Below are 23,307 nucleotides of genomic sequence, written 5' to 3'. Positions count from 1 at the left end.
GAATAGTCAACCGGAACAGGTTCCCTTGACATCGGTACCCTGAGGAAGTGACTGATGGAGAGACCGGCAGAGTGTTTCGGCTGGCGTACGTGCCCGGGGTGACACCCGCGAAATGGGTCAACGTCTGGACCGAGAGAATGCCCGGCGTGCCGATTACCCTGGTCGCGGTTCCCGCCGCCGAGGTGGTGGAACTCCTGCGGAACGGCGGCGCCGACGCCGGATTCGTCAGGCTGCCGGTCGACCGGGACGGGCTCAGCGTGATTCCTCTCTACGTGGAGACCACGGTGGTCGTGGTGCCTAAGGACCACGCGGTGGCCGCCGCCGACGAGGTGACCATCGCCGACCTTATCGACGACGAGGTGTTCCATCCTCTGGACGACACCATCGAGTGGACGGTCCGGCCCGGGCTGCCCGCGTTCACCCGCCCGGCCACAACGGCGGACGCGGTCGAGATGGTAGCGGCCGGCGCTGGGATTCTCCTGGTTCCGCAGTCCCTGGCACGCCTCCACCACCGCAGGGATCTCACTTACCGGCCGGTGCCGGACGCGCCGCAGTCTCAGGTTGCGCTGACCTGGCCCACGGACGCGACCACTGACCTGGTGGAAGATTTCATCGGCATCGTCCGCGGCCGGACGGTGAACAGCTCGCGGGGCCGTACCCCCGCCTCCCCTGCGGAGAAACCGGCACAGCGGCAGGCACAAAAACCCGCGCAGAATGGCTCCGGTCGCCGGGCCGCGCCGGCCAACCGTAAAAGGAAGGGCTACCGGCCTCGGTGACCTGCAGACAGATGCGCGGTCACGTCCAGCGGAGCAGTCACTCGAACGGGACGTCGACACCGGGTCCCTGCGAGGTGATCTCCGAGAACTCGCCCACCGCCTGGGCAACATCGCCCCGGCGGACCAGCAGCTGATGGCAGGCATGGCCCACGTCGTCCTGGGAGATCCCGAACTCGCGAGGATCATGCAGGCTCAACTCGCAGATCCCGCCGGGGAGGTCGTGGAGCGCATCCTGTCGCGCGCCGCCGACCGCGGGGAGATCTCCCACGAAAACCCGGCACGAGCCTTCTGCCACCACCTGCTGCTCGCTGCCGCCCTGGCGCGCCCGTTGATGGAAGGACAACGGGTCGACGAGGAATACCTGCTGTCCTTCGTGAATGCCGTCATGCTGCCCGCACTCGAAAACCCCTGCACCGGCGGAGGAAGCGCGGGATAACCCCTGGTCACTTTCATCTGCCGTCTTCCGCGAGGCGTCGGGCCGCCTCGACCCGACGCGGCCGTGCGGCTCGGCGTCCTCGCCGACCGGCCCTGCGGCGCGGATCAGCGACCTTCAGAGCCGCTTTTGCGTGCGCGGTAAGTGCCGGTACTCCCGGGCCCTTCCGCGCCGCCCCAGCCAGGAGGATGCCCGCTCCGGCATCCGCTTGCGGGGCCTCAGATCAGACGGAGATCGGCGGCACTGACGCGGTTTCACCCAGCCGTTTTCACCTGCCGACGAGCTTCCGACCAGGCCGGGACTTGTCCGGCCGGTCCTGGGGCACGGCCGATCACACAGCAGCGGCAGTCAGCCCCGTGGCCTCAGGCTTCCTGGCCGGTGGCGGCGAGGACGATCTCGCGGATGGTGACGTTCTGCGGCTGGTGGTAGGCGATGGCCTCGGCCACGACCTGCGGGTCCAGGGCGCCGCCGGCGGACTTCTTCCATACCTCGTAGTCGCGCTTGATCTGCTCGTCGATGGTGTGGGAGAGCAGTTCGGTCTCCACGGCGCCGGGGGCGATGGTGACCACGCGGACGCCGCGGGAGGCGACCTCCTCGCGCAGGTTCTCCGACATGGCGTGGACGGCGAACTTGGTGCCCACGTAGGCGGCGTGGTTCGGGAAGGTCTTGCGGCCGGCGATGGAGCTGACGTTGATGATCGTGCCGGTACGGAAGGAGTCCTCCAGTACGACCTCCTCCGCGATCGGGCCGCCAGCAACCGCTTCAACCTGGTTCAGCGCTACGCCTCCATGGAGGCGGTGCGCGATCACATGGCGGCGCCGCACAGCCAGAGCGGCCTTGCCCGCATCGCCGAGTGGCTCGTCAAGCCGTATGTCCAGACCGACTACGCGCCGACCTTCGAGTAACGGGGCGCAACCGGCTGTCGTCATGCCTCCAGGATCAGTTGCAGCAGCTCGCGCAGAGTCTCGCGCTGCTGCGCGGTGAGCCGGGCCAGGGGTTCGGCGGCGAAGGGCATGCGGGTGCGGAGGTCGGCGGCGACGGTGCGGCCGGCCGTGGTGGCGGCGACGCGCTTGACGCGGCGGTCGCCGGGGTCGAGGCTGCGCTCGACCAGGCCGCGGGACTCCAGCCGGTCGATGATCACGGTCACGTTGGACGGCTCCGCGTGCAACCGGTCGGCGATGCGGCGCGTAGGGACCGGATCCTCGGCGGCGAGCAGTGCCTTGGCCTGGAGCGGGGTCAGGTCGTGGGCCGCCGCGGCGGCCTCGGATTCCCGGGTGTAGCGGCGGTTGACGGCCGCGAAGAGGCTGACGATCTCCCTGGTGAGCTCATCCGGTGAGTTGGACATGGGTCCAGCGTATCGAGGTACTTGACAAAGTGAAATTTCTCGACTCATAGTTATGTTCAATATTAATTATGTCTCATAAGCATGTTAGGGTCACCGAAGTGAGCACCAAGACCGTCCTGATCACCGGCACCTCCTCCGGCATCGGCCTGGCCACCGCCGTCGCCGCCGCGCGCAGCGGCTGGCACGTGATCGCCACCATGCGCGACACCGCCAAGGCGGGTGCGCTGCTGGCGGCGGCGCAGGAGGCCGGAGTCGCCGTCGACGTCCGGGCCCTGGACGTGACCGACCCGGCCTCGGTCGAGGCGTGCCTGGCCGGCCTCGACCGGTTGGACGCGCTGGTCAACAACGCCGGCGCGGGCCACCTCGGCACCCTGGAGCAGGAGAGCGTCGAGGACGTGCGCGCCGTCATGGAGGTCAACTTCTTCGGCGTGCTGCACGTCACGAAGGCCGCCCTGCCCCTGCTACGGGCGAGCAAGGGCCGCGTGATCACCGTGTCCAGTGTGGGCGGCGTGATCGGCCAGCCCTTCAACGAGGCCTACTGCGCCGCCAAGTTCGCGGTCGAGGGCTTCATGGAGTCCCTCGCGCCGGTCGCGGCCACGGCCGGCGTGTCCGTCAGCGTGGTCGAACCGGGCGCGGTGGCCAGCGAGTTCGTCAGCAACGTGCGTCTCGCCGGCAACCCGCTGGAGCAGGCCGGGCCGTACGCGCCGGCCCTGTCCGCCTATCTGGACCGCACCCGCGGCGCCTTCGCCAGCGCGCAGACGCCGCAGGACGTGGCGGCGCAGATGGTCGAGTTGCTCGCGGCCGAGCGGCCCGCCTTCCGGCTGCTCACCTCCGACGCCGCGCGCGCCTTCGCCGGGACGAAGCTCGCCGACCTCGACGGCTCCGCCGTGCAGACGATGACCAACGCGTGGGTCGCCTAGAAACGGTCCGGCCGGCACCCGGCCCACTCCCCGGACCCCGCCGTCATCATGTGCGCCGAAGTCGTGGCCAGGATGTGATCACTCGCCGCGGCCGGGCATGGCCACGTCGGGTGGCTGCCAAACGGCAGCGGCGTTCCTCTTCCAGGCCGCCCATACCGGGATGGTGACTCCACAGGGAGGCGACCAGTTCGAGTCCGGCATGCGGTAACGCACGTGGCCAAGCCGGTCGTCACGGGTCGGGATGGATTTGTCCAGGAGGGCGGCGAGGGTTTCGGGTACCTGTCCGTACTCGAACCCTTCGCCGATGCGGACCTCCTCGGCCGCTTCCAGTCGAGCCGCCCCGGAAGACCGCCCCGGAAGACGGATGCCTGCGCCCACAGGTGCCGCTCCGATGGCGTGCACAGTTCGAAACTCCGGATGCGCCGCGCGCAGGGCCAGGCGGGACTTCCCGATCCCACCAGCGCCCGTCAACGTCACCAGCCTGCTCTGGGACAGCATTTGCCGGACCTGGGACAGCTCATGCCGCCGCCCGGCGAAGCTCGTCACCTCAGCCGGCACACTCCCCACGCGGGAGCGGGACTTGTCAGCACTCATGGCGTGCTGTTCACAGCCGGTCGTTCGGCTGCCACGGAAGGCCGGCGAACCGGTCGCCGTCCTTTCCCGTCAGCCGGCGGCACGCCTCCTCCTGATCCTCGCCCAGGACGCTCACCCCAGCTCATGAGGTGCGGGTCAGTTTCTCAGACGTCCTGAGGAACTTCGTGCCGTTCCACTTGTAGGTCTGGCGGACGATCAGATCGGGGCAGCAGTTGGGAGCCCGGTCGCTGACCACCTGGCCGCGTAGGTGTACCTGTCCGTGCCGGATGGTGACGTTCTGGGACTTGAAGTAGCGGTTCTTGCCCAACGCGCCGATCAGGCGGGGGGCTGAGCGTTTGGAGGCGCCGTCGTAAACGAAGGAAATTACGGGATTGCCCGACGTAGGGCTCGGGCAGGACGAAACGACCACGGTCTCGGGCTGTCCGTCACGCGTGAGGTCGCCTACAGCGGCGACGCGGGCGCGCACGACATACCAGGTGTCGTTCGGCCGTGGCTTGGGGCAGTGCAGCGCCCGCTCCACCACGGCCGCCCAGTCGATCCCGTCGAAGCGGTTCGTCGCCTGGCCGGTCTCTTCGAAGGCGGCGGCCGTGGCTGGAGCCGCCGTACTGTCCGCTGTGGCGGTGCCCATGGCGAGGATCGGCACCAGTGATGTCGAGATGGCGACAGTCCCCGCCCAGGCACGGAGTCGGCGGGCCATCGGGCTGCTCTTGTGCTCGGTGCGTGAGTTCATGACCATTCTGATGCAAGGAACGTCGGAGAAGTTCGACCGAAACTCGCCCTGGAACCCTGCTTCGAGCCGGTTTCGTTGAGGCTCCGACCTAAGATCAAGGAACAGAAGCGGCATATCGCGGTCGACACGCTCGGGCTGCTGCTGTGTGTGATCGTCACCGCCGCGTCGGTCCAGGACCGGGACGGGGCACACCCGCTGCCGGCTCGATTGCGGGAGAAGTTCTCCACCATCGCGCCGGTGTGGGCCGACGGCGGCCGTAGGGCGTCAAAACTCGCGCGCATAGTTTGAGCCGGGGCTTCTCCGATGGCGCTATGCGGCTCGGCGGTACTCATTGATTACTCCTCCGAGTATCTCGTGGCGTTCGATCCGGCCTTTCATCGACACTGCGACATGCTCATCCTGATCGGGTGGCCGTTGCCCACGAGCCTGATGCGGCCGATGCGCGTTGCAATGGTCGATGTACTCGTCCAGGGCGAACGCAGGTGACGTTGGCCGTAGATCAGCATCCGGAATCAGGACACGGTCGGAGGTGAGCGCGGCCCGTTGCCGTCTGAGCGGATTCTGCCGAACCGCGCGATCGGTGGCTTCCTGCCGTTAGGTTCGATTCTGGCCTCAAAGCACTTGCGCGGCCCGCAAGGGAGTGGCGACGGTGGCCGCGTATTTGCAGCCGTCTTCGCCATCAGAGAGGGCGGCTTGCGGACACCGCAGACGCACGCTAGTAGCCCTGGCGGGCCGGGGCCCCGTCCAGACCGGCGGCGTGTTCCGCTAGTCCGGTCGCCATGGCCTGCATGAAGCGGCGGAGATACCATTGGAAGACCCAGCGCATCCCTCGGCGCGCCGAATACATGCCGTGCCAGCGAATTCGTGTTCCGCCGCCGGGCAGTTCGTGTAGTTCCACAGCGGCGTGATAGTCGGTCATCTGCGGGTTATCCACACCCTCGTACGCGAACCGACGTCCGGGCTCCAGAGCGGTGATCCGCTCCTTGGCAACGACCTTCCCCGTGCGGAAGGCACGGATCGCGCCGACGCCGTCTCGTCCATCGGGTGAGAGGCCACGCGACTGGCCGGTTTCCAGCGCGTCGATACGCGACCATGCGGGCCAACTCTGCGGGTTGAGCAGTAATGCCCATACTGTCGCTGACGGCGCCGTGGATTCGGCCGTAACGTCGTACGACTGCATTCCGGGATTCCTCACACTGTTCGGCTGTCGCCTTGGGTTGGTTGATCACGAGCAGGGCCCAGGTGTGCGGTGGAGCTGCGACGCACCGGCAGAACTTTCGGGCAGTTCTGCGGGATGCAACACCTCACGAGTTGCCTGTCGGCGGCCTTGCGCTTCTTGTCCAGCGCTCCCCGATCAACTCCGCGGCCAACTGGCGGCGGGTCTTGCCGACCAGATCCCGCGGGCGAACGGTCCCCAGCAGGCACAGGACCGCAAGACGCACAGGAACTGTTGGGCCCCACCGGAACCAGCCCCAGCAGCACCCGGCCGACCACGGCCGTGCGCGGCCCGAGGCCCCACCACGTAGCCAACTCATCACCACCATCGGTGCGCTCTCACCGCCAGGGCGGAGTAGCCGACCCTGACCCGCTCGGCACGGGCACCGACGCGCTCGAAGCCGCCCGTTTTGCGGAGTTGTGCCCCGTTAGTTCTGTTCCCGCAGCCGTGTCACCTCGCTGTTCGAGCGAACTCCCGAGATCATTGGGAGTTCAGGGGATGGTCGGCTGATCTCGCACATGGCGAAACGCGTCTCTGATCTCGGACACCAGAAGATCTGGCTGCTCCAGGCCAGGGAAGTGTCCGCCGCGGTCCAGTTCGTGCCACGTGCGGAGGTCCTGATAGCGCCGTTGCGCCCAGCGACGTGCGGTCGGCCAGGGATCGGCCGGGAACAACGAGCAGGCGGTGGGGGTGGTCACCGGTTGGGCGTTCTCGTCTTCCGCGCTGCGCGGTACCCACCTCATCGCCTCCCAGTACCACCGAGCAGTGGAGGCGCCGGTGCCGGTCAGCCAGTACAGCGCAATGTTGTCGACTTGCTTCGACACGCTCACACCACCACCGACCTCGGGCCGGGTGTCGGCGTAGGCGGTGAACTTCTCACCGAGCCATGCGGCCAGGCCGGCAGGTGAGTCGAGCAGAGAGTAGCCGAGCGTCTGCGGGCGCGTGCTCATCAGCATCCCAAAGCCGTAGCCGTCCGTCAGATGCAGGTCACGCCGGTCCAGCAAGCGCTGTTCCGCCGGGGCCGGTGCGATCCGGTCCTCCGGTAGGGGAGATGCCAACGGCATCGTCAGGTGCAGGCCTGCGACGCGCTCAGGAGCAAGACGCGCCAGTTCGGTGCTCACATAAGCACCCCAATCCCCGCCGTGCGCCCCGAACCGCTGGTAGCCGAGCACGGTCATCAACTCGGCCCACGCCCGCGCGGTGCGGCCCGGGTGCCAGCCCCGCTCACGTGGACGGTCACTGAACCCGAACCCCGGCAGCGCTGGTACGACCACATGGAAGGCATCGCCCGCGGAACCGCCGTGAGCGACCGGATCGCTGAGCGGCCCGAGCACGTTCTCGAACTCAAGCACCGAGCCGGGCCAACCATGTGTCATCAGTAGCGGCAGCGCTGTCGGTTCCGGTGAGCGAACATGCCAGAACGCGATACCCAAGCCGTCAAGCCGTACCCGGTAATGCGGAATCGCGTTCCACTGGGCTTCCCTCGCGCGCCAGTCGTGCTGTCGCCACGCATCGAGCAACGTCGCCAGTTGCCGCAACTCGATTCCTTGCGTCGAGTCCGGCACGGTCTCGGGTTCGGGAAGCCGGACCCGGTCGAGGCGAGTACGCAGATCAGCCAGGTCGTGATCGGGGACGTGAATAGCGAAGGGCTCGATTTCAGGCACCGTCGCATCGCCCGAAGAGATATCGATCATGGAACAAAACCTAGGGACAGATTGTCACTGACCCAATGCTCGAGATTGCGGTGCAACGGTCAAGAATTGCGATAGACCGAGGGGCGCGCTCCGGCGTGCCGCATGAAGGCAGCCGACAGAGCGCCGGGGCTGGCGAAGCCACACCGCGGCGCAATCTGGGCGATGGCCAGGTCGGTGTCGCGCAGTAGCCGTTTCGCCTCCTCGATCCGTAGCCGGGTGAGGAACCGGTACGGTGTCACCCCGGTCGCCTCCTTGAAGACCCTGACGAGGTGGTAGACGCTGAGGTGTACCTCACCGGCGATGTCAGCCAAGGTGACCGAATCGGCCAGCCGCTCGCGCATCATCGCGACGGCCGCACGGACGCGTGCGTCCTCCCGCGTCAGCGTCCGAAGAGCCGCCCGTCGCGAATGGCGGGTGAGCAGGTGCACGGCAAGGAAGGCGGCCGCGGACTCGGCATACAGATCATCGGCATCGCTCAGGCAATCGACCGCTCGGACAGCCTCCTCGATCAGCGGGTCTCCCGCAGTCAAGGACGCGGCCATGGCCTCATAGTCCACCGCGCGACCACCCAGTTGCACCGCGACCGAATCGACGGTGCCACGCGGGATGTGAACCTGCACGCTCCGCATCGACCCGTCCCCGCGATAACGGCGAAGGACGGGCTGATCAGGGATCCCCAGCTCAAGCCGTCCCGGTGCCCACGGGTAGCGACTCCACCGGCCACCACTTCGCGCCTCCATCACCGCCCGTCCCGCGACCGGCAGCACCAGGTGCAGATCCGCTGCGCCTGGCAATTCCATGTCCTCGGCAACGGGGACATGCTCGAACCGCTGAACAAGCAAGGACCGCCAGCCGGCGTCCTCCCAACTGCAATACGTCCGCCGAACGTAACGATCCATGTCGAAACCGACATATGGCTGGAGATCGAAACGAGTGGAGTCGAACACCATGACATCGAGGTTACCGACGGGGCACCGAAGGGCGCTGGTGTCAAGCGTCCTGGCCTGATCACCACCAACCCGCGCGTGGTCCGATATTTCCGTCCCGCGGGTACTCGTCGATGTCCGTGACTTTGAGCTGCTGCGCGATGAGACCTGGGTACGGCGTGACTCGGCACTGAGCACGGAGACGATCGTCGCCGAGGTCGAGGCGCTGATGATCGAGCAGCGCCGGAGTGGACCGGGCAAGAGTGGATCGAGAAGGGCGTCGGCCGCTTCTGCGCGAGCACGCGTAACGTGACGGAACGCGGTATCGCCGACCGCAGGGCCAACGGATGAGCGAGCTGACGGAACGGGCGAGCTGCCTGGCGTCAGCTTCTTGGCATCCGGAGACGGGCAAGCGTGTCGAGTTGTGCGCTGTTGAGGTGCAGTTGCTGGAGTTCCTGGAGCATCTTGGTGATCGTCGTATCCGCTGATTCGCACTTGTTCGGCAGGGCTGTCGGCAGGTTTGCGCGCAGACCGTCGGCGGTTCTCTGTCGTTGCTCGCCTGGCGCGTCGGGTGGCATCCGGGCGAGTCGTTTGATGGCATCGAAGAACGCGGGAGTTGCGTGCTCACTGAGGTTGGCGATTGCCTCGCGTGCCGCGTGAACATCTGGTCCGGACAGCCGTGCGATCAGAGTGGCGACATCGAGGTCGAATCTCGCCGCCTCGGCCGGAAGGCCGAGTTCTCTGTGAAGCTTCGACAGGTCGCCACCCAGGCCTGCGGGAGCGTCAGGCGCACCTCCTTCGGTGCGGAGCGAGCGAACGAGATCGCGCTGCGCGCTCAGCTGCGCCATCTTCGCATCGATGTCGGCCTCGATCCGGTCCAGGACCGTCGTGACCGTTTCGTGTGAGTCGTCATCGAGAACGCCGGGGACCTCGGTGAGGCTGACACCGAGCCCTGCAAGGTGCCGAATGCGTAGCAGACGGACCAGGTCGTCGACGGTGTACCTGCGGTATCCGTTGGGCGATCTGGGTGGCTCGGGGAGGACGCCGATCTGGTGGTAATGCCGCAGGGTCCGCACGGTCACGCCGGCCAGTTCCGCGAGTTGGTGTGAGCGCATCGTCTTTCGCTTGTCTCATGTCCATGGACTTGACTCCGACGCTACGTCGTAGTTTCGGATGGGGCAAGGCATCTCGCGCAACCGACGCGAAGAGGGCGAAGACCCTGGAGGAGACAGTGAGCAACACGACAGCGACCGACCACGGTGCCCTACAGCACGGGGTGAGTCCGGATGCATCGTCGTACGTGCATGGTCTGCGTGACCGCCCGCAGCCGTGGCGCACGATCCTGGCCGTACTTGCCGGGCTCGGGGTGATGCTCGCCGTGCTGTTCGTCGCGGCGATTCCGGTCGGGATCGCCGCGGATCGTCTCCTGGGCGTGACACCGTTCGACCCTGAGAACCCCTCGTTCACGATCGGGTTCTGGATCGCAGGGAACCTTCTGCTTGCCGCCCTGATCCCGATCTCGGGAATGTTGCAATTGGCGATCTATGGCGAGCGCCCGCGCCGGCTGTCCTCGATCGAGGGGGGCTTCCGATGGCGAGTTCTCGGGCGGGCCGCGGTGTTCATTGTCCCGCTGTGTGTCATTCATATGGTGGTGCTGCAGTTTCTCATGCCGGCGGGCGCGATCGAACTGACCATGACCACGATCTCGCTCTCGGTTGTGGCGTTGATCACCGTGCCCTTGCAGTCAGCGGGCGAGGAGTACCTCTTCCGCGGTCTGATCTTCCGCGCCATCGGCGCCCGCTTCCGCCGTCCGGCGATCGCCATGATCGTGGCCACCGCGATCACCGCGCTGCAGTTCGCCGCGATCCACGGCTCCGCCGATGGCTGGACGCTGGCCTACTACACCCTCGCCGGAGTCTGTTTCGCGGTGATGGTCCAGGCCACGGGAGGACTGGAAGTCGCCGTCCTCGTGCACGCGGTCAACAACACGCTCCTGCTCATCCCGACCATCCTCGCCGGGCAACTCGGCGCCTTTTCGGTCACGACCGGGCCGATACTGCTGCTACCGATGCTCCTCATGCCGCTTGTCACCGCGCTCGTGTGGAAAACAGCACCACGTCTGACGAAGAACAGCTGACCGGAACGCGGGCCGTGCGAGTGCCGAACATTCATCCGTCCAGGTCGTGGGGGTGATGTGTTCTCTTGTGCTCCCGCCGCGCGCCCGCACGGCATGATGGCCGGTCGTGTTGCTGCTCTTGACCTACCTCACGATGAGAACCGCCTTCTCGTTCCTGCGACTGCTACCCCGCACTGATCGTGACAAGGAGATCGAAATCTTGGTGTTCCGGATACCGCGAATGAACTCCATCATGGAGCGCTGGATCCAGACCTGCCGACTCGAGCTGCTGGACCGGACCTTGATCTGGAACGAGCGTCACCTCCTCCACGCGCTGCGCGAGTTCGAGACCTTCTACAACGAACACCGGCCGCACCGTGCTCTCCGGCAGGCAGCTCCGCTTCGATCACTTCCCGATCCCGACACCGGGCCAGCTCGAACCGCACCGCTCGACATCCGCCGACATGATCGACTCGGTGGCGTGCTAAAGGAGTACCGACGCGCCGCCTGATCTGGCCGGATGATTAATCGGCATCTGCAGGGCGGTGGCATCGCCATTGCCCGCTCATTACCGGCAGCGCCATCGATGGGCCGACCGACCAGCGCATTGTGATCAATGGGTGTTCTTCCGACCAAGTTGGCCCCGACACAGTGGTAGGGCATAGAACTGGATCATGAGCAGCCACACACTCGCCGACCGCCTCGCCCGCGCCATCAAGCAAAACCAGGTGCCCGATCTCCACGCCGTGATCGCCGTCCGCCGCGGCCAAGTGATTCTCGAGCACTATGGCGAGGGCGAGGACTTCAAACTGAACGAACCCCTCGGCCACGTGCGCTTCACACCCGACACGCTCCATGACATCCGCTCGGTCACCAAGAGCGTCGTCGGCCTCCTGTACGGCATCGCCCTGGCCGACGGCCAGGTTCCGGAGCCGCACGAGCCGCTGCTACGGCACTTCCCCGAATATCCAGACCTTGCCGAGGACCCCCAGCGCGCCGCACTGACGGTCAAGCACGCGCTCACCATGACACTCGGGCTGGAGTGGAACGAAAACGTCCCTTATACGAGCGCGGCCAACAGCGAGATCGCGATGGAGCTCGCCCCCGACCGCTTCCGCTACATCCTGCAACAGCCGATCGTGGACAAGCCCGGCATCCGATGGTCCTACTGCGGAGGCGCCTCGGCGCTGGTGGCGTGCCTCATCGAGAAGGGCACGGGGCTGGCGTTGGAGGACTACGCGCGTGCCAGGCTGTTCGAGCCGCTGGGGATCGCGCGCTTCGAGTGGTCGACCGGCGAAGACGGGATGGCTCTGGCGGCCTCTGGACTGCGGCTGACCCCTCGCGGCCTCCTCGCGATCGGGCGGCTCGTGCTCGACGGAGGCCGCGGCATCGTGCCCGCGTCCTGGTTGGCGACGGCGCTGCGCTCGCACGTGCGCATCGACGAGGGCTTCGACTACGGCTACCAGTGGTACATAGGCGACACGTGGATGGGCGGGTTCGGCAACGGTGGCCAGCGGATCTACGTGGCGCCCGCGCTGGACCTCGCGGTCGCCATCACCGCGGGACAGTACAACATGCCTGATCAGCCGACCGCTTCCGTCGTGCTCGACGAGGTGATCCTGACATGGATCAAGCGCTGAAGTGCACCGACGACGGTCTCGATCGCCGGATGCCGCCGTACCCTCGTCTGACGAGAGGAAATCTACGAGACAGGACCTAGAAGCGTTGTGCGTCGGCGGCTGCCACGATGGGCTGGGGGCTGTGAGTCTTCAGATTCTGTGCCGGGGAAGGCGATGTACTCGTTGTAGGGCCGGCGGGTTTGCAGGCAGTGGAACAGGCAGCCGAGGAAGCGGTTGTAGAGGTTACGCAGTGCCGAGGAGTGCCGGTCGCCGTGTTGTTTTCGCCGGTCATAGTGGGCTCGGGCGCCGGGGAGACCGTGATACTGGCGAAGGCCCAGATACAGCCCGCGGCCGCCAGGCGCCGGTTCTTCACGCGGCGATGGACGACGGCTCGGCTGCGTCCGCTGGCGCGGGTGATGGGGGCGGCTCCGGCGTAGGCCTGGAGCGCGTGGGCATCGGCGAACCGGGTTCGGTCATCGCCAATCTCGGCGAACAGCCGTGCCCCGGTCAGCTCGCCCAGACCGGGGAAGCTGGTGACGATGGCATGGTCGGGGCGGACGCGGAAGGCGGTGATGGTGACCTGCTGCAGGTCCGCGGCGGCCTGACAGGCGACATCCGGGACGGCCAGCAACGCGAGTGCCTTGTACCGCTTCAAAACGCCGTTGCAGCTGCTTTGAACTGCGGTTTGACCGAGCTCGATACGGCAGACAAGATCACGGCTTGTGTCCGTTCGTCTTCTCTACCTGATCGCGGTTCGAGTGTTCGGTTGGCTCATATTGCTGAGCCGCAGCCGCGCGTCCAAGGACGTTGAGATCATGATGCTTCGTCACGAAGTGGCGGTGTTAAGGCGTCAGATCGCTCGGCCGAAGCCGGACTGGGCTGATCAGGCAGTGCCGGCGGCGCCGGCCGGGATGTTGCCGGTACCGCTGCGCGCTCGTATAGGGCGGGAGAACCCGAGGTGGGGCTATCGACGGGTGCACGGAGAGCTGGTTCGGCTCGGCTTCCAGGTCAGCGAAGCGACCGTGCGGCCGATTCTGTGGTCCCGCCGGTTGGGCCCGGTGCCCCGCAACGCTGATATTTCCTGGCGGGCCTTCCTGCGCTTGCAGGCGAAGGGTCTTCTGGCTTGTGATTTCTTCCATGTCGAGACGATCTTCTTGAAGCGCCTGTACGTGTTGTTCGTGATGGAGGCCGGCGCTCGGCGCGTGCGCATCCTGGGCGTGATGTCCCATCCGACTGGCGCATTGACGGCTTAGCAGGCGCGTAATCTGCTGATCGACCTTGGCGAGCGGGTTGGGTCGTTCCACTTTCTCATCCGTGATCGTGACGCCAAGTTCACCGCCGTCTTCGGCGAGATCTTCGCTGCCGCGGGCATCACGGTGCTGAAGACGCCGCCGCGGACGCCCCGGGCGAACTGTTATGCCGCGCGCTGGGTTCGCACTGTGCGAGCCGAGTGCACCGACGCATGCCAATCTACGGCGACCGGTGTCTTCGATTCCCTGGTCGGCACTCCCCTGGATTCGCACAACGTGCGGCGGGCCTTCCGGAAGATCGTGAAAGACGCCGGGCTGACCGCCTAGGACTGGACTCCCCGCGAGATGCGGCACAGCTTCGTCTCGCTGCTGTCCGACTCCGGCGTGTCCCTGGAGGACATCGCGCGGCTCGTCGGTCACAGTGGGACGGCGGTCACGGAAGCGGTCTACCGCGAGCAGATTCGCCCGGTGCTTCTCGGCGGCGCAGAGGCGATGGATCTGATCTTCACATGAGGAGAGTGATAGTCACTCAGTTAGTCACCCATCATGCGAAAAGGGTGTCTCCCTTGCGGGTGACACCCTTGCCGACCAGCTAAAACCTGGTCGGGACGACAGGATTTGAACCTGCGACCCCTTGACCCCCAGTCAAGTGCGCTACCAAGCTGCGCTACGTCCCGGTTTGTCTTCCGCCCTCTCGAGCGGGACGTCATAACCTTAGCGCAGATCGGATGGACATGTGCACGTCGCGATGCCCATCGGGCAGATGTGACCGTACGAGGGATGAGGTGCGCGTGGGACGCAAGGCGTTGATCGACCATGATGAGCTGCGACGACTTGCCGGGCAGGGACTGTCCAACGCGGAGCTGGCCTCCCGTTTCGGGGTGAGTGAATCCGGGATTTTGCAGGCCAAGCGGGCCGCGGGACTCTCCAAGCCGATGCTCGACCACTCCCGGGCGATCCCGTGGAAGCTGGACCGCGCCCACAATCAGTCGGGTCCGGCGACGAACCTGCGCAACCTGTCGTCCGTCGCCCAGGGCCGGGCGATCCCGGCGGAGAAGCTCAACACGGCGCTGCGCTGGGCCGACCGGCTGGTGGCCGGGGGGTTGGACATCGACTACGAGCCCGGGTACGGGTTCCGGGAGATCCCCGCTCCCGCCGGGGGTTCGTTCATCGAGACGGTCGTGACCGAGGCCCGCAGGGCGCTGGAGTCCGGACAAGGCTGAAAAGCCGAGGGCTGTAAGGCATCAGAGACCGGACGGGGCTGAGGCTGGGGCCGAAGGCCCTGGAAGCCGGACGGGGCCGGCTGGGGGTGGGGATCGAAGGCGCTGGGGCCGGACGAGGCTGGGGATGGGAGAGCGAAACGCCAGATCATGGCTTCTCGGCGGCGAACCACGAACACAGACAGCCGGTTTCGAGGCTTGACCCTGGGGCAGCGCACGGGGGCAACCGCTTACACAACCGGAGGCAGACATGTCCACCGTGATCTGGGTGGCCGTCGTCGTGGTCGCGGTGGTGGCGATCATCGCAGTCGGCTACGCCGTACTGCGGCAGCGGCGCCGACACCGACTTCGCGCTCGATTCGGCCCCGAGTACGAACGCACCCTGCGGGAACGCGACAGCCGTCAGGAGGCTGAGCAGGAGCTCATCGCCCGTGAACAGCGCGTCGACTCCCTCGACATCCGCCCGCTCGACTCCGGGGCTCGCGACACCTACGCCAGGAAATGGACGGAGGTCCAGGAACGCTTCGTGGACGCCCCCGGATTCGCGGTCACCGAGGCCGACCACCTGGTGACTTCCGTGATGGCCGACCGGGGGTATCCGACCGAGAATTTCGAGCAGCGGCTCTCCGACCTGTCGGTCGCGCACGGCCGCACCCTCGACCACTACCGGCAGGCTCACGAGATCAGCAGCCGGGCCGCTCGCACCGAGGCCTCCACCGAGGAGCTCCGGCAGGCCATGGTGCACTATCGCGTCCTGTTCGAGGAACTGCTCTCGGCTTCGGGGAACACGGCCAACGGTGGCCGCTCCCCGCGGCACGGTGGTCTGGCCCATGTGGAGACGACCAGCGAAGACGGGTGGACCAGCCGCGATCCCCAAGGACGGTGAGCCAACGTGAATGACCGGCCCGATCGAAACGAAGACCGCCTTGTTCACAAGAACGACGATGTGAACGTTCCGCCGCAGCGCGCCGACGAGGTGACTCCCGCGTTCGAGGAACCGCGTTACGGTGACGTTCCCCCGGATCGCCCCGGGCATCTGGGCGCCACACCCCACGAGCGACACAACCACCTGGGCGCCGCAACGGACGGCCCGCACGACAACCTGGGCGCCGCAACGGACGGCCCGCACGACAACCTGGGCGCCGCAGAGGACTCGCCGTACGACAACCTGAGCGTCGCACCCGGCGAACGGCACAACGACCTGAGCACCACGGCGGACGGCCTGCACAGTGGCCTGGACGGCGCGCCAGGCGACAACCGGAGTGGTCCCGCGCGCGCCACGGCCGCACCCGCCGATGGCGGATTCCTGTTCGATCAGGATCCCGGCGAGGTACGGCGGCGCTGGCAGGAGGTCCAGGTCGGTTTCGTGGACGACCCCCGTGACTCGGTGGAGCGCGCCGACGCCCTTGTCGAGGAAGTCACGAGCTCACTGCGCAACGCGCTGGAGGCCAGGACCACGGAGCTCCAGAGCCGTTGGAAGAACATCGGCCACGACGACACCGAGCAGCTCCGTACCGCATTGCGAGACTACCGGGCGATGTTGGAGCAGCTCTTGGACCTGTCTACCGGAACGAGGTGAACGATGCTCGCAATCGCTGCCGCGATCGTGTTCGGTCTCGGCCTGCTGCTCGACCTGATCAACACCCAGATCGGCGGCATCAGCGGAACGACCTTCCTGCTTCTCGGGCTTCTCCTGCTCGCACTGCACCAGGCCGGAGTCGGAACGGCGGGCGTGCGAAGCGGAGGCTGGCGCCGAGCCAGGCGCTGAGCGCTCCCGCGGAGCCAGAGCTCGCGCGAACCAAACCAAACCGAACTGAAGCTCCCGCGGAGCCGGAGCTCGCGCGAACCGAGCCGAAGCTCCTGCAGAGCCGAAGCCGGTGCGAACCGAACCGGAGTCCGTGTGAACGGAGCCGGAGCTCGTGCGAACCTAGGCTCACCGGGAGAAGGGGCGCCGCCCATATGGGCGGCGCCCCTTCCTGAGTGGCTCTCACCGGTCACCGCGGGCTTCTTGCACATCTCGCCGGCCAGCGCGGGCTTCTCGGACGCCTCACCAGCCGACGCAGGCTCTCGCAGGCCTCTCGCTGGCCTCACCGGTCACTGCAGATCGGCTCGGGCGGCGAGTTCGAACTCCTGGCGGGGATGGCGCAGCGCGCCAAGCGAGACGATCTCCCTGCGGAAGGGGATCGCGAGGGTCCAGTCGACCATTATGCGCACCTTCTTGTTCAGGGTCGGCAGCCGCGACAGGTGGTAGGTCCGGTGCATCACCCAGGCCGGCAGGCCGTGCACCTTGTGGCCGTAGATCTGTGCGACGCCCTGGTGCAGCCCCAGGCTGGCGACCGATCCGGCGTAGGCATGCCGGTACGGCACACGTTTGCCGCCCCTCAGCGTGGCCACCAGGTTGTCCGCCAGCGTACGGGCCTGCCGTACGGCGTTCTGGGCGTTGGGCGCGCACGTCTCCCCCGGCCTCGTGAGGTCCGGTACGGCGGCGCAGTCTCCCGCGGTGAAGACGTTGCCGAAGCCCTCGACGTTCAGCTCGGCGGTCGCCCTCACCCGGCCCCTGTCGTCCAGCGGGAACCCGCTGGCGCGCACCAGCGGGTTCGGCTTGACCCCTGCGGTCCACACCAGCGTGTCGGCCTCGAACTCGGTGCCGTCGTCGAGCACGATGTGACCTTCCTTGGCGGAGTTCAGCCGGGTGTTGATCCGCACGTCGATCCCCCGCCCGCAGAGCTGTTCCATCGTCCAGCGGCCCATCTCCGGGCCGACCTCGGGCAGGATGCGGTCGGTGGCCTCCACCAGAAGCCAGCGCATGTCGTCGGGCTCGACCGTCCGGTAGTAGCGGCAGGCGTCGCGGGCCATGTCCTCCAGCTCGGCCAGCGCCTCGACGCCCGCGAAGCCCGCGCCGACGAACACGAAGGTCAACGCCTTGGTCCGGACCGACCTGTCGGTGGTCGACTCGGCCAGGTCGAGCTGGGCGAGCACGTGGTTGCGCAGGTGGATGGCTTCTTCGAGGCTTTTGAAACCGATGCCGCACTCGGCCAGTCCGGGGATGGGCAGGGTCCGTGAGATGGAACCGGGCGCGAGGACGAGGAAGTCGTACTCCAGAAGGCGGGCGGGGCCGCGCTGGGGGTGGAGGTCGACGGTGCGGGCGACGGGGTCGACGCCGACCACCCAGCCGTTGAGAATCACGCACTTCTTCAGGACTCGGCGCAGGGGGACGACCATGTGGCGGGGTTCGACGTTTCCCGCCGCCGCTTCTGGAAGGAACGGCTGGTAGGTCATGTATGAGTCGACGTCCACGACGGTGACGCGGGCCTCGCCGCGGCGGAGTTTGCGCTGGAGCCGCAGGGCGGTGTTCATGCCGACATAGCCACCGCCGACGACCAGAATGCGGGGAGGTTCAGTCACGAACCGATTTATACCCATAAGTCATGGTTCGCAGCGCATGCCCGAAAAGACTTATTTATACCTTGAAAGACATTGTGATAAAGGTTCCCGCGGCCCCCGTCTCGAATTCGAGGCCGGAGCTGACCATTCTGGCCACCCACAGGCCCATTCCGCTCGTGGCGTGGGACGCGGGCGGCACCATGCCGGGCGTTTCCCGGGGGTTCCACCGGCCCTCGTCGTGGATCTCCACGACGAGGGTGCGGTCGGCGGTCCAGATCCGCAGGACGGCCCTGGCCGTGGCATGGCCGTGCGTGACGGCGTTGGTGGCCACCTCGTTCACCGCCACCAGGAAGTCGGCCAGGCTCTCCTGCGACATCCCCCTTCGCAGCGCCTCGGCGGCGGCGAAGTCGCGTACGTCAGGAAGATCGGGAAGGTGAAAGGCCCGCTCGGCCACGGCGGCTCCGGCGTCCGGGGGCCGAAGACGGACGTAGCCCGTCATGAGACGAGCCGGATGAGCACCGTCCTCGTTCACGCGAACTCCGCCTTCCCTGTCCCGCCACGCCATCGCTGTCATCACCCGGGGATCATCGAACGCGCCTGCGCCGTGTCATGCCGTCGTCGGCCGGGATGCCCGGTAAGAGGCCGTGTATTCAGCGTATTCAGCATTCGGCCACCAGCTCCGCCCGTAGCTGGTCCAATACCTTTCGCAGGATACGGGAGACATGCATCTGGGAGATGCCGAACTCCGCCGCGATCTCGGCCTGGGTCAGGTTGCCGAAGAAACGCAGGAGCAGGATGTTCTTCTCTCTCGGCGGCAGCTTGTCGATCATCGGCTTGACCGCCTCGCGGTCCACGAGCGTCCCCAGCACGTCGTCCTCGTCGGGGATGAGATCGCCCAGCGCGGCCGCGTCGTCGTCGGCGCCGAGCGGGGCGTCGAGCGAGAGGGCGCTGTAGGCGGCCGAGGCGTCGAGGGTGAGCAGGACGTCCTCTTCGGAGATGTTCATCTTCGCGGCGAGTTCGGCGACCGTCGGCGCGCGGCCGAACTCCTGGCTGAGATCGGCCACCAGCCGGTTCAGCTCGGCCCTGCGCTCCTGGTAGACACGGGGCACCCGGATGGCCCAGGTGCGATCACGGAAGTGGCGCTTGACCTCGCCGGTCATGGTGACCACGGCGTAGCCGCGGAAGGCGTGACCGAGCGCCGGGTCGAATCCGTTGATGGCCTTCATCAGTCCGACGTACGCGGCTTGGAGGAGGTCCTCCAGCGGCTCACCCCGGTAGCGGTAGCGACGGGCGATCTCCAAGGCGAGCGGCCGGTGCATCTCGACGATGCGCTCCCGCAGACGCTCGGCGCGGTATTCGGAGACCTCGGGCAGAGCCATTTCCGCGAGGAGGTCCTCGGCGGTCATGTCGGTGATTTCGAGGGCCTGAACAGACATCGCTGCTCCCTGGTATGACTGTCGGCGACACCGGCAGCTCGGGACAGCATCCGGGCAGACGGCATCGCCTCGACCACTTTTCGAGGCGAGGCCCTCTGCTGGACCTCGGTTCTACTATTACCCCGTTTCCGGGAGTATTACTCACTGACAGGTAACAGTAAGGTTGCTAATCGAATATCGAGGAGGGCCTGAGTGACGGTGTCGGAGAACGGCGAGAGAGCAGCAGCCCTGACTCTGACGTCGATGCTGGTCGACGGGATCAACGTGATCCGGGTGACGGGCCTGCTGGACGCGACGACCAGAGACCAGTTCGCTGACTATCTGGCCGCCGAGGCGGACGAGCACGGCCCCGACATGGCACTGGATCTGGGCGGGGTGACCTTCATGGACTCCCGCGCGCTCGGGCTCATCGTCCACCACTGGCAGCTCAGCACCAACGCCGGCGGCAAGTTCGCTCTCATCGGGGTGGAGTACGCCAAGACCAAGGTGATGTGGATCACCGGTCTGGCTCAGCGGCTGCCCCTCTACGACACGATCGACGACGCGCTCGCCGCGTTCGGCTAGGTCGCGCTCCCGGGTCTCCGTCCTGGTACGGCCGGCCGAGGCCCTGGCGACGGCCGTGATACGGGCCTGCCGAGGGGCTGACGGCGGCCGTGGTACGGCCGGCTGAGAGGCTGACGAGTGCCGCCTCTCAGCCGGTCCCGCCGTGCCGGTTGCGCTGGTGCTCGTCGACCAGCAACCGGGCCAGGTCGGCCACCTTCACCTGGTGGTGCTGGGAGATCCGGCACAGCTCGTCGAAGGCAGCCTCGGCCGAGCATCCGCTCGACTGCATGATGATGCCCTTCGCCTGGTCGATGACCGCTCGACCGGCCAGCGCCTCGTGCATCTGGGCGGCGTCGGTCCTGACCTCGTCGTAGTCCCACATGTTGGCCAGCGCCACGGTCACCTGCTCCGCCAGCATGTCGGCCAGCGGGGGGACGTTCCGGGCGGCGAAGGCGCCGGGCCGCACGCCGTACAGGCCGAGGACCAGGACGGCGCGCTCGACGTCGATCGGTATGGCCAGGACCGAGCGGACCCCGCAGCGGACCGCCATGCCGTCGTAGGCCGGCCAGCGGGAGTCGCGCAGCACGTCCTGGACGATCACGTGGCGGCCGGTGGCGCGGGCCTCGGTGCAGGGCCCCTCCCCCATGTCGCCCTCGCTGTCGACGAGCAGGATCAGCTCGCTGTGCGAGGCTGAGGCGACCATCCGCTCCTCGCGCCAGAGCTCGGCGGAACCGCCCGCGCAACCGGGGATGTCACCGGCGAGCGTGGCGGTGAGCCCGCGCAGCACGCTCTCACTCGATGTCTCCTCGCTGACCCTGCCGAGCGCCGCGAGATCTCGGGCGAGAACAGGAGTGACCATCTCCATGTCGCGAGACCCCTTCCCGATTTCGCTAACTTAACCAATATCCGACCGTGCATCGATTCGATTCACCGGGTGGCGTACCGTCGACAACGGGAGCAGCCTTATTCCGGCCACTGACGAGGACGAGCATTGACCGACGCCACTGGCCTTGCGGCCCTGGAGCAGGCGCTGAACGCGCTCACGGCCAGGATCTTCTCTTTGCGCGAGGCGAGGTCCGCCTACCCCGCCGACCCCCGGTCCACACTCGACGCGGCGCTCGCGGAGCTCGACACCGCTCGCGAGCTGCTGGAGGCCTCCCTGGGCGAGCTGCGCAAGGCGCCCAAGCGGTCCGGTGAGCGGGAGAACGGGTCGCAGCGGGAGCTCAAACTGCTGCGGCAGGTGTTCCGCGCCTTCCCGGTCCCCGTGGTCGTGCTGGACGCCTCGGGAGTGGTCCGGCGCATCAGCGCGGAGACCTCCCAGATGCTGGGCAGCCCGGCCGGTTACCTGATCGGCCGCTCCTTCCCCCTGTTCGTCGACATCTCACGGCGGGCGGCGTTCCGCTCGCACCTGACGGCGGTGCAGCAGGGAGGCCAGACCGCGACGCTCCAGACCCGGCTGGCCCATCAGGGCCGCGCGCACACGGTGCAGGTGGCCATCACGCGGCTGACCATGCCGGGTGAGCCGCAGGAGATGACCGCGGTCGTGATCCTTCCTCTGGAGGCGCAGGTCGCCGGGGCGCCCCCGGGGCCGGTGAACCGGTCGGACGACTCTCTCCTGCTCACCGCCGCGCGCCGCCAGGAGCTGCTGTCCCGGATGACCCGCCTGCTGCTCGATGAGGAGAGCCTGCGCCAGCCGGTGACCGTCACCCGGGCCGCGCGGCTGCTGGCCGCCGAGTGGGCCGACTGGGTGATCGCCGATGTGGTTCGCGACGGCGTGCCCGCCCGGGCCTGTGTGCTCGGCCCGAGCGACAAGCCGGTGACCGAGCTGGTCCGCCTGGTCGAAGGGCTGAACCCGCTGACCGCGCCGGCCGTCGCCCATGTGCTGACCGGCGGCTCGGGTGTGGTCCACGAGATGCTGGAGGAGGAGACGCTGCTCGGCTCGCTCCCCGGCGGACCTCCGCTGCTGCGGGTCATGGGCGCCGCCTCGGTGCTGATCGTGCCGATTCAGGGCGACGCGGGCGCGCTGGGCGCTCTCACCCTCGTGCGGCTTCGCGACCGCGAGCCGTTCTCTCTGGCCGATCTGGGCCTGATGGAGGAGATCGGCGTCCACCTGGGGCTCGCCCTGCGCGCCCGGCGCAGCTTCCAGACGCGCTCCCAGGCCGCCGACGCGCTGCGTACCAGCGTGGTGCCCCGGAGCCTGCCGGACATCCCGGGATTCGACGCGGCGGCGATCTATCACGCGGGCTCCAGTTCGGTCGGCGCCGAGTTCTACGACGTCTTCCCCACGCAGAACGGGTGGGGCTTCGCCCTCGGCGGGGCCGCGGGCAAGGGCGAGGAGGCGGCGTCGGTCAGTGCCATGGTCCGCAACGGGCTGCGCGTGCTGAGCGTCTGGGAGTCCGACCCCGGCGAGGCCCTGCGCAAGCTGAACCAGGCGCTGACCGCCCAGAACAGCGGCATGTTCGTGATGGCCGTGGCGGGGTTCATCCGGGGGCGCAGGGTCGGGCTGGCCAGCGCGGGGCACCATCCCGCGGCGCTCCTGCAGCCAGATGGGGCGGTACGGTTCACCGCGGGTGGCGGCGTGCCGCTCGGCATCGCCCCCGAGGCCGAGATGTTCTCCGAGGAGCTCACGCTGACCACGGGCCAGACGCTGGTCTTCTATTCCGACGGGCTGGTGGCGTCGCGTAACGAGCAGGGCGAGGCCTACGGCGAGAGCCGCCTGGCCGACGTGCTGGCGCGCTGCGTGGGGCAGCCGTCGGCCGCGGTGGTCAAGAGCGTGGAGGAGGACCGGCACGTGTTCTCCGGCGGGCGTGTGTGGGATGAGATCGTGATACTCGCCCTGCGCCTCGCGTGACCCGGCGGCGCGCAGATGGATCTCGGCCGGCGGCCGTACGACCGGCCCGGGCCTCCACGGCGACCGGGCGGACATGGGATCTGGCCGGTGCGTCCCGGCGCCCCGTACCGGGCTGCCCGCGTGAAGAAACCGAGAGCGGGGCGGCGAATCCGGAGGTTTGCCTCGGAACGGGGATTGGGTATGGTCGTATTCATACAGACGCGTGCCTAAGACGCAGGCACCCCTGAAGGAACCCCGGGCTTCTCATGCCTATC

General features: G+C 67.4%; 29 protein-coding genes and 1 tRNA gene. 16 read left to right on the top strand and 14 right to left on the bottom strand.

All coding sequences use genetic code 11. The annotated features are described in order from the left end of the window. The first annotated feature begins 47 nt into the window (after positions 1-47). Both ACFY2X_RS41700 and ACFY2X_RS41695 read left to right on the top strand, forming a co-directional pair. The gene (locus ACFY2X_RS41700; RefSeq protein ID WP_389949136.1) at positions 48-776 is read left to right on the top strand and encodes a LysR family substrate-binding domain-containing protein; all 729 of its coding nucleotides are present in this window, start codon (positions 48-50) and stop codon (positions 774-776) included. Further along, positions 715-1,212 carry a TetR-like C-terminal domain-containing protein gene (locus ACFY2X_RS41695; RefSeq protein WP_389949133.1) on the top strand — a complete coding sequence of 166 codons (498 nt, stop codon included), beginning with the start codon at positions 715-717 and terminating at the stop codon, positions 1,210-1,212. Before ACFY2X_RS41700 ends, ACFY2X_RS41695 begins: the two co-directional genes overlap by 62 nt. 359 nt (positions 1,213-1,571) lie before the next feature. Here the strand turns inward: ACFY2X_RS41695 and ACFY2X_RS41690 are convergent, their stop codons facing one another. Then, positions 1,572-1,889 carry an SDR family oxidoreductase gene (locus tag ACFY2X_RS41690; protein ID WP_389949233.1) on the bottom strand — a complete coding sequence of 106 codons (318 nt, stop codon included), beginning with the start codon at positions 1,887-1,889 and terminating at the stop codon, positions 1,572-1,574. On the opposite strand from ACFY2X_RS41690, the gene ACFY2X_RS41685 reads away from it, so the two are divergent. Continuing rightward, positions 1,827-2,114 carry a putative quinol monooxygenase gene (locus ACFY2X_RS41685; protein ID WP_389949230.1) on the top strand — a complete coding sequence of 96 codons (288 nt, stop codon included), beginning with the start codon at positions 1,827-1,829 and terminating at the stop codon, positions 2,112-2,114. The genes ACFY2X_RS41690 and ACFY2X_RS41685 overlap by 63 nt on opposite strands. Before the next feature lie 20 nt (positions 2,115-2,134). Here the strand turns inward: ACFY2X_RS41685 and ACFY2X_RS41680 are convergent, their stop codons facing one another. Then, the gene (locus tag ACFY2X_RS41680; protein WP_389949130.1) at positions 2,135-2,554 is read right to left on the bottom strand and encodes a MarR family winged helix-turn-helix transcriptional regulator; all 420 of its coding nucleotides are present in this window, start codon (positions 2,552-2,554) and stop codon (positions 2,135-2,137) included. 98 nt (positions 2,555-2,652) lie between these two features. Between ACFY2X_RS41680 and ACFY2X_RS41675 the strand changes: the two genes are divergently transcribed. Beyond that, complete coding sequence (locus tag ACFY2X_RS41675) at positions 2,653-3,474, top strand: SDR family oxidoreductase (RefSeq protein WP_389949127.1); 822 nt, start codon at positions 2,653-2,655, stop codon at positions 3,472-3,474. 78 nt (positions 3,475-3,552) lie between these two features. On the opposite strand, the gene ACFY2X_RS41670 is transcribed toward ACFY2X_RS41675, so the two are convergent. Together ACFY2X_RS41670 and ACFY2X_RS41665 are read right to left on the bottom strand one after the other, a co-directional pair. Further along, entirely contained in the window at positions 3,553-4,020 is a 468-nt protein-coding gene (locus ACFY2X_RS41670) for a hypothetical protein (protein WP_389949124.1), read from the bottom strand. Positions 4,021-4,189: 169 nt separating this feature from the next. Then, positions 4,190-4,798, bottom strand: coding sequence for a hypothetical protein (locus ACFY2X_RS41665; RefSeq protein ID WP_389949121.1), 609 nt, complete (start codon positions 4,796-4,798; stop codon positions 4,190-4,192). A gap of 75 nt (positions 4,799-4,873) precedes the next feature. Between ACFY2X_RS41665 and ACFY2X_RS41660 the strand changes: the two genes are divergently transcribed. Next, entirely contained in the window at positions 4,874-5,086 is a 213-nt protein-coding gene (locus ACFY2X_RS41660) for a transposase (protein WP_389949118.1), read from the top strand. A gap of 427 nt (positions 5,087-5,513) precedes the next feature. On the opposite strand, the gene ACFY2X_RS41655 is transcribed toward ACFY2X_RS41660, so the two are convergent. From ACFY2X_RS41655 to ACFY2X_RS41640, 4 genes are all read right to left on the bottom strand, one after another. After that, positions 5,514-5,978 carry an SRPBCC family protein gene (locus tag ACFY2X_RS41655; RefSeq protein ID WP_389949115.1) on the bottom strand — a complete coding sequence of 155 codons (465 nt, stop codon included), beginning with the start codon at positions 5,976-5,978 and terminating at the stop codon, positions 5,514-5,516. A 527-nt stretch (positions 5,979-6,505) separates the two neighbouring features. Continuing rightward, positions 6,506-7,708 (bottom strand): epoxide hydrolase family protein, encoded by a 1,203-nt coding sequence (locus tag ACFY2X_RS41650; protein ID WP_389949112.1) that lies wholly within the window; start codon positions 7,706-7,708, stop codon positions 6,506-6,508. A 59-nt stretch (positions 7,709-7,767) separates the two neighbouring features. Further along, a complete protein-coding gene (locus tag ACFY2X_RS41645) occupies positions 7,768-8,658 on the bottom strand; it encodes a helix-turn-helix domain-containing protein (protein ID WP_389949109.1) in 891 nt (296 codons plus the stop codon). Between the two features lie 359 nt (positions 8,659-9,017). After that, positions 9,018-9,749 carry a MerR family transcriptional regulator gene (locus tag ACFY2X_RS41640; RefSeq protein ID WP_389949106.1) on the bottom strand — a complete coding sequence of 244 codons (732 nt, stop codon included), beginning with the start codon at positions 9,747-9,749 and terminating at the stop codon, positions 9,018-9,020. A 17-nt stretch (positions 9,750-9,766) separates the two neighbouring features. On the opposite strand from ACFY2X_RS41640, the gene ACFY2X_RS41635 reads away from it, so the two are divergent. The 3 genes from ACFY2X_RS41635 (at position 9,767) to ACFY2X_RS41625 (ending at position 12,390) form a co-directional block, all read left to right on the top strand. Then, on the top strand, positions 9,767-10,771 hold the full coding sequence (locus tag ACFY2X_RS41635) for a CPBP family intramembrane glutamic endopeptidase (RefSeq protein ID WP_389949103.1): 1,005 nt from the start codon (positions 9,767-9,769) through the stop codon (positions 10,769-10,771). Positions 10,772-10,877: 106 nt separating this feature from the next. After that, positions 10,878-11,261 (top strand): integrase core domain-containing protein, encoded by a 384-nt coding sequence (locus tag ACFY2X_RS41630; protein ID WP_389949100.1) that lies wholly within the window; start codon positions 10,878-10,880, stop codon positions 11,259-11,261. A 163-nt stretch (positions 11,262-11,424) separates the two neighbouring features. Then, a complete protein-coding gene (locus ACFY2X_RS41625) occupies positions 11,425-12,390 on the top strand; it encodes a serine hydrolase domain-containing protein (RefSeq protein ID WP_389949097.1) in 966 nt (321 codons plus the stop codon). A 76-nt stretch (positions 12,391-12,466) separates the two neighbouring features. On the opposite strand, the gene ACFY2X_RS41620 is transcribed toward ACFY2X_RS41625, so the two are convergent. Beyond that, positions 12,467-13,024: a transposase gene (locus tag ACFY2X_RS41620; protein WP_389949095.1), complete on the bottom strand. Its 558-nt coding sequence runs from the start codon at positions 13,022-13,024 to the stop codon at positions 12,467-12,469. 67 nt (positions 13,025-13,091) lie between these two features. Here ACFY2X_RS41620 and ACFY2X_RS41615 point away from each other — a divergent pair, with 67 nt between their 5' ends. Together ACFY2X_RS41615 and ACFY2X_RS41610 are read left to right on the top strand one after the other, a co-directional pair. Continuing rightward, positions 13,092-13,622 carry a hypothetical protein gene (locus ACFY2X_RS41615; protein WP_389949092.1) on the top strand — a complete coding sequence of 177 codons (531 nt, stop codon included), beginning with the start codon at positions 13,092-13,094 and terminating at the stop codon, positions 13,620-13,622. Positions 13,623-13,964: 342 nt separating this feature from the next. Continuing rightward, entirely contained in the window at positions 13,965-14,132 is a 168-nt protein-coding gene (locus tag ACFY2X_RS41610; protein WP_389949090.1) for a hypothetical protein, read from the top strand. An 87-nt stretch (positions 14,133-14,219) separates the two neighbouring features. Here the strand turns inward: ACFY2X_RS41610 and ACFY2X_RS41605 are convergent. After that, positions 14,220-14,296, bottom strand: a tRNA-Pro gene (locus ACFY2X_RS41605). A gap of 114 nt (positions 14,297-14,410) precedes the next feature. On the opposite strand from ACFY2X_RS41605, the gene ACFY2X_RS41600 reads away from it, so the two are divergent. The 4 genes from ACFY2X_RS41600 (at position 14,411) to ACFY2X_RS41585 (ending at position 16,607) form a co-directional block, all read left to right on the top strand. After that, complete coding sequence (locus tag ACFY2X_RS41600) at positions 14,411-14,842, top strand: hypothetical protein (protein ID WP_389949087.1); 432 nt, start codon at positions 14,411-14,413, stop codon at positions 14,840-14,842. Between the two features lie 247 nt (positions 14,843-15,089). Continuing rightward, the gene (locus ACFY2X_RS41595) at positions 15,090-15,725 is read left to right on the top strand and encodes a hypothetical protein (protein ID WP_389949084.1); all 636 of its coding nucleotides are present in this window, start codon (positions 15,090-15,092) and stop codon (positions 15,723-15,725) included. Positions 15,726-15,785: 60 nt separating this feature from the next. Then, complete coding sequence (locus ACFY2X_RS41590) at positions 15,786-16,418, top strand: hypothetical protein (RefSeq protein WP_389949082.1); 633 nt, start codon at positions 15,786-15,788, stop codon at positions 16,416-16,418. 3 nt (positions 16,419-16,421) lie between these two features. Next, the gene (locus ACFY2X_RS41585) at positions 16,422-16,607 is read left to right on the top strand and encodes a hypothetical protein (RefSeq protein ID WP_389949079.1); all 186 of its coding nucleotides are present in this window, start codon (positions 16,422-16,424) and stop codon (positions 16,605-16,607) included. 326 nt (positions 16,608-16,933) lie between these two features. Here ACFY2X_RS41585 and ACFY2X_RS41580 read toward each other — a convergent pair whose 3' ends face one another. From ACFY2X_RS41580 to ACFY2X_RS41570, 3 genes are all read right to left on the bottom strand, one after another. After that, positions 16,934-18,196, bottom strand: coding sequence for an NAD(P)/FAD-dependent oxidoreductase (locus tag ACFY2X_RS41580; RefSeq protein ID WP_389949227.1), 1,263 nt, complete (start codon positions 18,194-18,196; stop codon positions 16,934-16,936). Between the two features lie 103 nt (positions 18,197-18,299). Further along, positions 18,300-18,755: an ATP-binding protein gene (locus tag ACFY2X_RS41575; RefSeq protein WP_389949077.1), complete on the bottom strand. Its 456-nt coding sequence runs from the start codon at positions 18,753-18,755 to the stop codon at positions 18,300-18,302. 127 nt (positions 18,756-18,882) lie between these two features. Beyond that, positions 18,883-19,659 carry a SigB/SigF/SigG family RNA polymerase sigma factor gene (locus tag ACFY2X_RS41570; protein ID WP_389949074.1) on the bottom strand — a complete coding sequence of 259 codons (777 nt, stop codon included), beginning with the start codon at positions 19,657-19,659 and terminating at the stop codon, positions 18,883-18,885. A gap of 192 nt (positions 19,660-19,851) precedes the next feature. Here ACFY2X_RS41570 and ACFY2X_RS41565 point away from each other — a divergent pair, with 192 nt between their 5' ends. After that, on the top strand, positions 19,852-20,223 hold the full coding sequence (locus tag ACFY2X_RS41565; RefSeq protein ID WP_389949071.1) for an STAS domain-containing protein: 372 nt from the start codon (positions 19,852-19,854) through the stop codon (positions 20,221-20,223). Positions 20,224-20,350: 127 nt separating this feature from the next. Here ACFY2X_RS41565 and ACFY2X_RS41560 read toward each other — a convergent pair whose 3' ends face one another. Further along, positions 20,351-21,061 (bottom strand): ANTAR domain-containing response regulator, encoded by a 711-nt coding sequence (locus tag ACFY2X_RS41560; RefSeq protein ID WP_389949069.1) that lies wholly within the window; start codon positions 21,059-21,061, stop codon positions 20,351-20,353. Between the two features lie 132 nt (positions 21,062-21,193). Here ACFY2X_RS41560 and ACFY2X_RS41555 point away from each other — a divergent pair, with 132 nt between their 5' ends. Then, complete coding sequence (locus ACFY2X_RS41555) at positions 21,194-23,053, top strand: SpoIIE family protein phosphatase (protein WP_389949067.1); 1,860 nt, start codon at positions 21,194-21,196, stop codon at positions 23,051-23,053. Positions 23,054-23,307: the final 254 nt, after the last annotated feature.

This window comes from Streptosporangium sp. NPDC000396 (genome assembly GCF_042898655.1).
Taxonomy (GTDB): Bacteria; Actinomycetota; Actinomycetes; order Streptosporangiales; family Streptosporangiaceae; genus Streptosporangium.
Note: the sequence above shows the minus strand (reverse complement) of the source record. Positions and strands in the feature narration are given on the sequence as shown.

Excerpts from the sequence above, each read along its gene's own strand:
- ACFY2X_RS41695 (WP_389949133.1), top strand. The coding sequence starts at position 715 with ATGGCTCCGGTCGCCGGGCCGCGCCGGCCAACCGTAAAAGGAAGGGCT.
- ACFY2X_RS41680 (WP_389949130.1), bottom strand. The coding sequence starts at position 2,554 with ATGTCCAACTCACCGGATGAGCTCACCAGGGAGATCGTCAGCCTCTTC.
- ACFY2X_RS41665 (WP_389949121.1), bottom strand. The coding sequence starts at position 4,798 with ATGAACTCACGCACCGAGCACAAGAGCAGCCCGATGGCCCGCCGACTC.
- ACFY2X_RS41655 (WP_389949115.1), bottom strand. The coding sequence starts at position 5,978 with ATGCAGTCGTACGACGTTACGGCCGAATCCACGGCGCCGTCAGCGACA.
- ACFY2X_RS41650 (WP_389949112.1), bottom strand. The coding sequence starts at position 7,708 with ATGATCGATATCTCTTCGGGCGATGCGACGGTGCCTGAAATCGAGCCC.
- ACFY2X_RS41645 (WP_389949109.1), bottom strand. The coding sequence starts at position 8,658 with ATGGTGTTCGACTCCACTCGTTTCGATCTCCAGCCATATGTCGGTTTC.
- ACFY2X_RS41640 (WP_389949106.1), bottom strand. The coding sequence starts at position 9,749 with ATGCGCTCACACCAACTCGCGGAACTGGCCGGCGTGACCGTGCGGACC.
- ACFY2X_RS41635 (WP_389949103.1), top strand. The coding sequence starts at position 9,767 with ATGTCCATGGACTTGACTCCGACGCTACGTCGTAGTTTCGGATGGGGC.
- ACFY2X_RS41625 (WP_389949097.1), top strand. The coding sequence starts at position 11,425 with ATGAGCAGCCACACACTCGCCGACCGCCTCGCCCGCGCCATCAAGCAA.
- ACFY2X_RS41610 (WP_389949090.1), top strand. The coding sequence starts at position 13,965 with ATGCGGCACAGCTTCGTCTCGCTGCTGTCCGACTCCGGCGTGTCCCTG.
- ACFY2X_RS41595 (WP_389949084.1), top strand. The coding sequence starts at position 15,090 with ATGTCCACCGTGATCTGGGTGGCCGTCGTCGTGGTCGCGGTGGTGGCG.
- ACFY2X_RS41585 (WP_389949079.1), top strand. The coding sequence starts at position 16,422 with ATGCTCGCAATCGCTGCCGCGATCGTGTTCGGTCTCGGCCTGCTGCTC.
- ACFY2X_RS41580 (WP_389949227.1), bottom strand. The coding sequence starts at position 18,196 with ATGAACACCGCCCTGCGGCTCCAGCGCAAACTCCGCCGCGGCGAGGCC.
- ACFY2X_RS41570 (WP_389949074.1), bottom strand. The coding sequence starts at position 19,659 with ATGTCTGTTCAGGCCCTCGAAATCACCGACATGACCGCCGAGGACCTC.
- ACFY2X_RS41560 (WP_389949069.1), bottom strand. The coding sequence starts at position 21,061 with ATGGTCACTCCTGTTCTCGCCCGAGATCTCGCGGCGCTCGGCAGGGTC.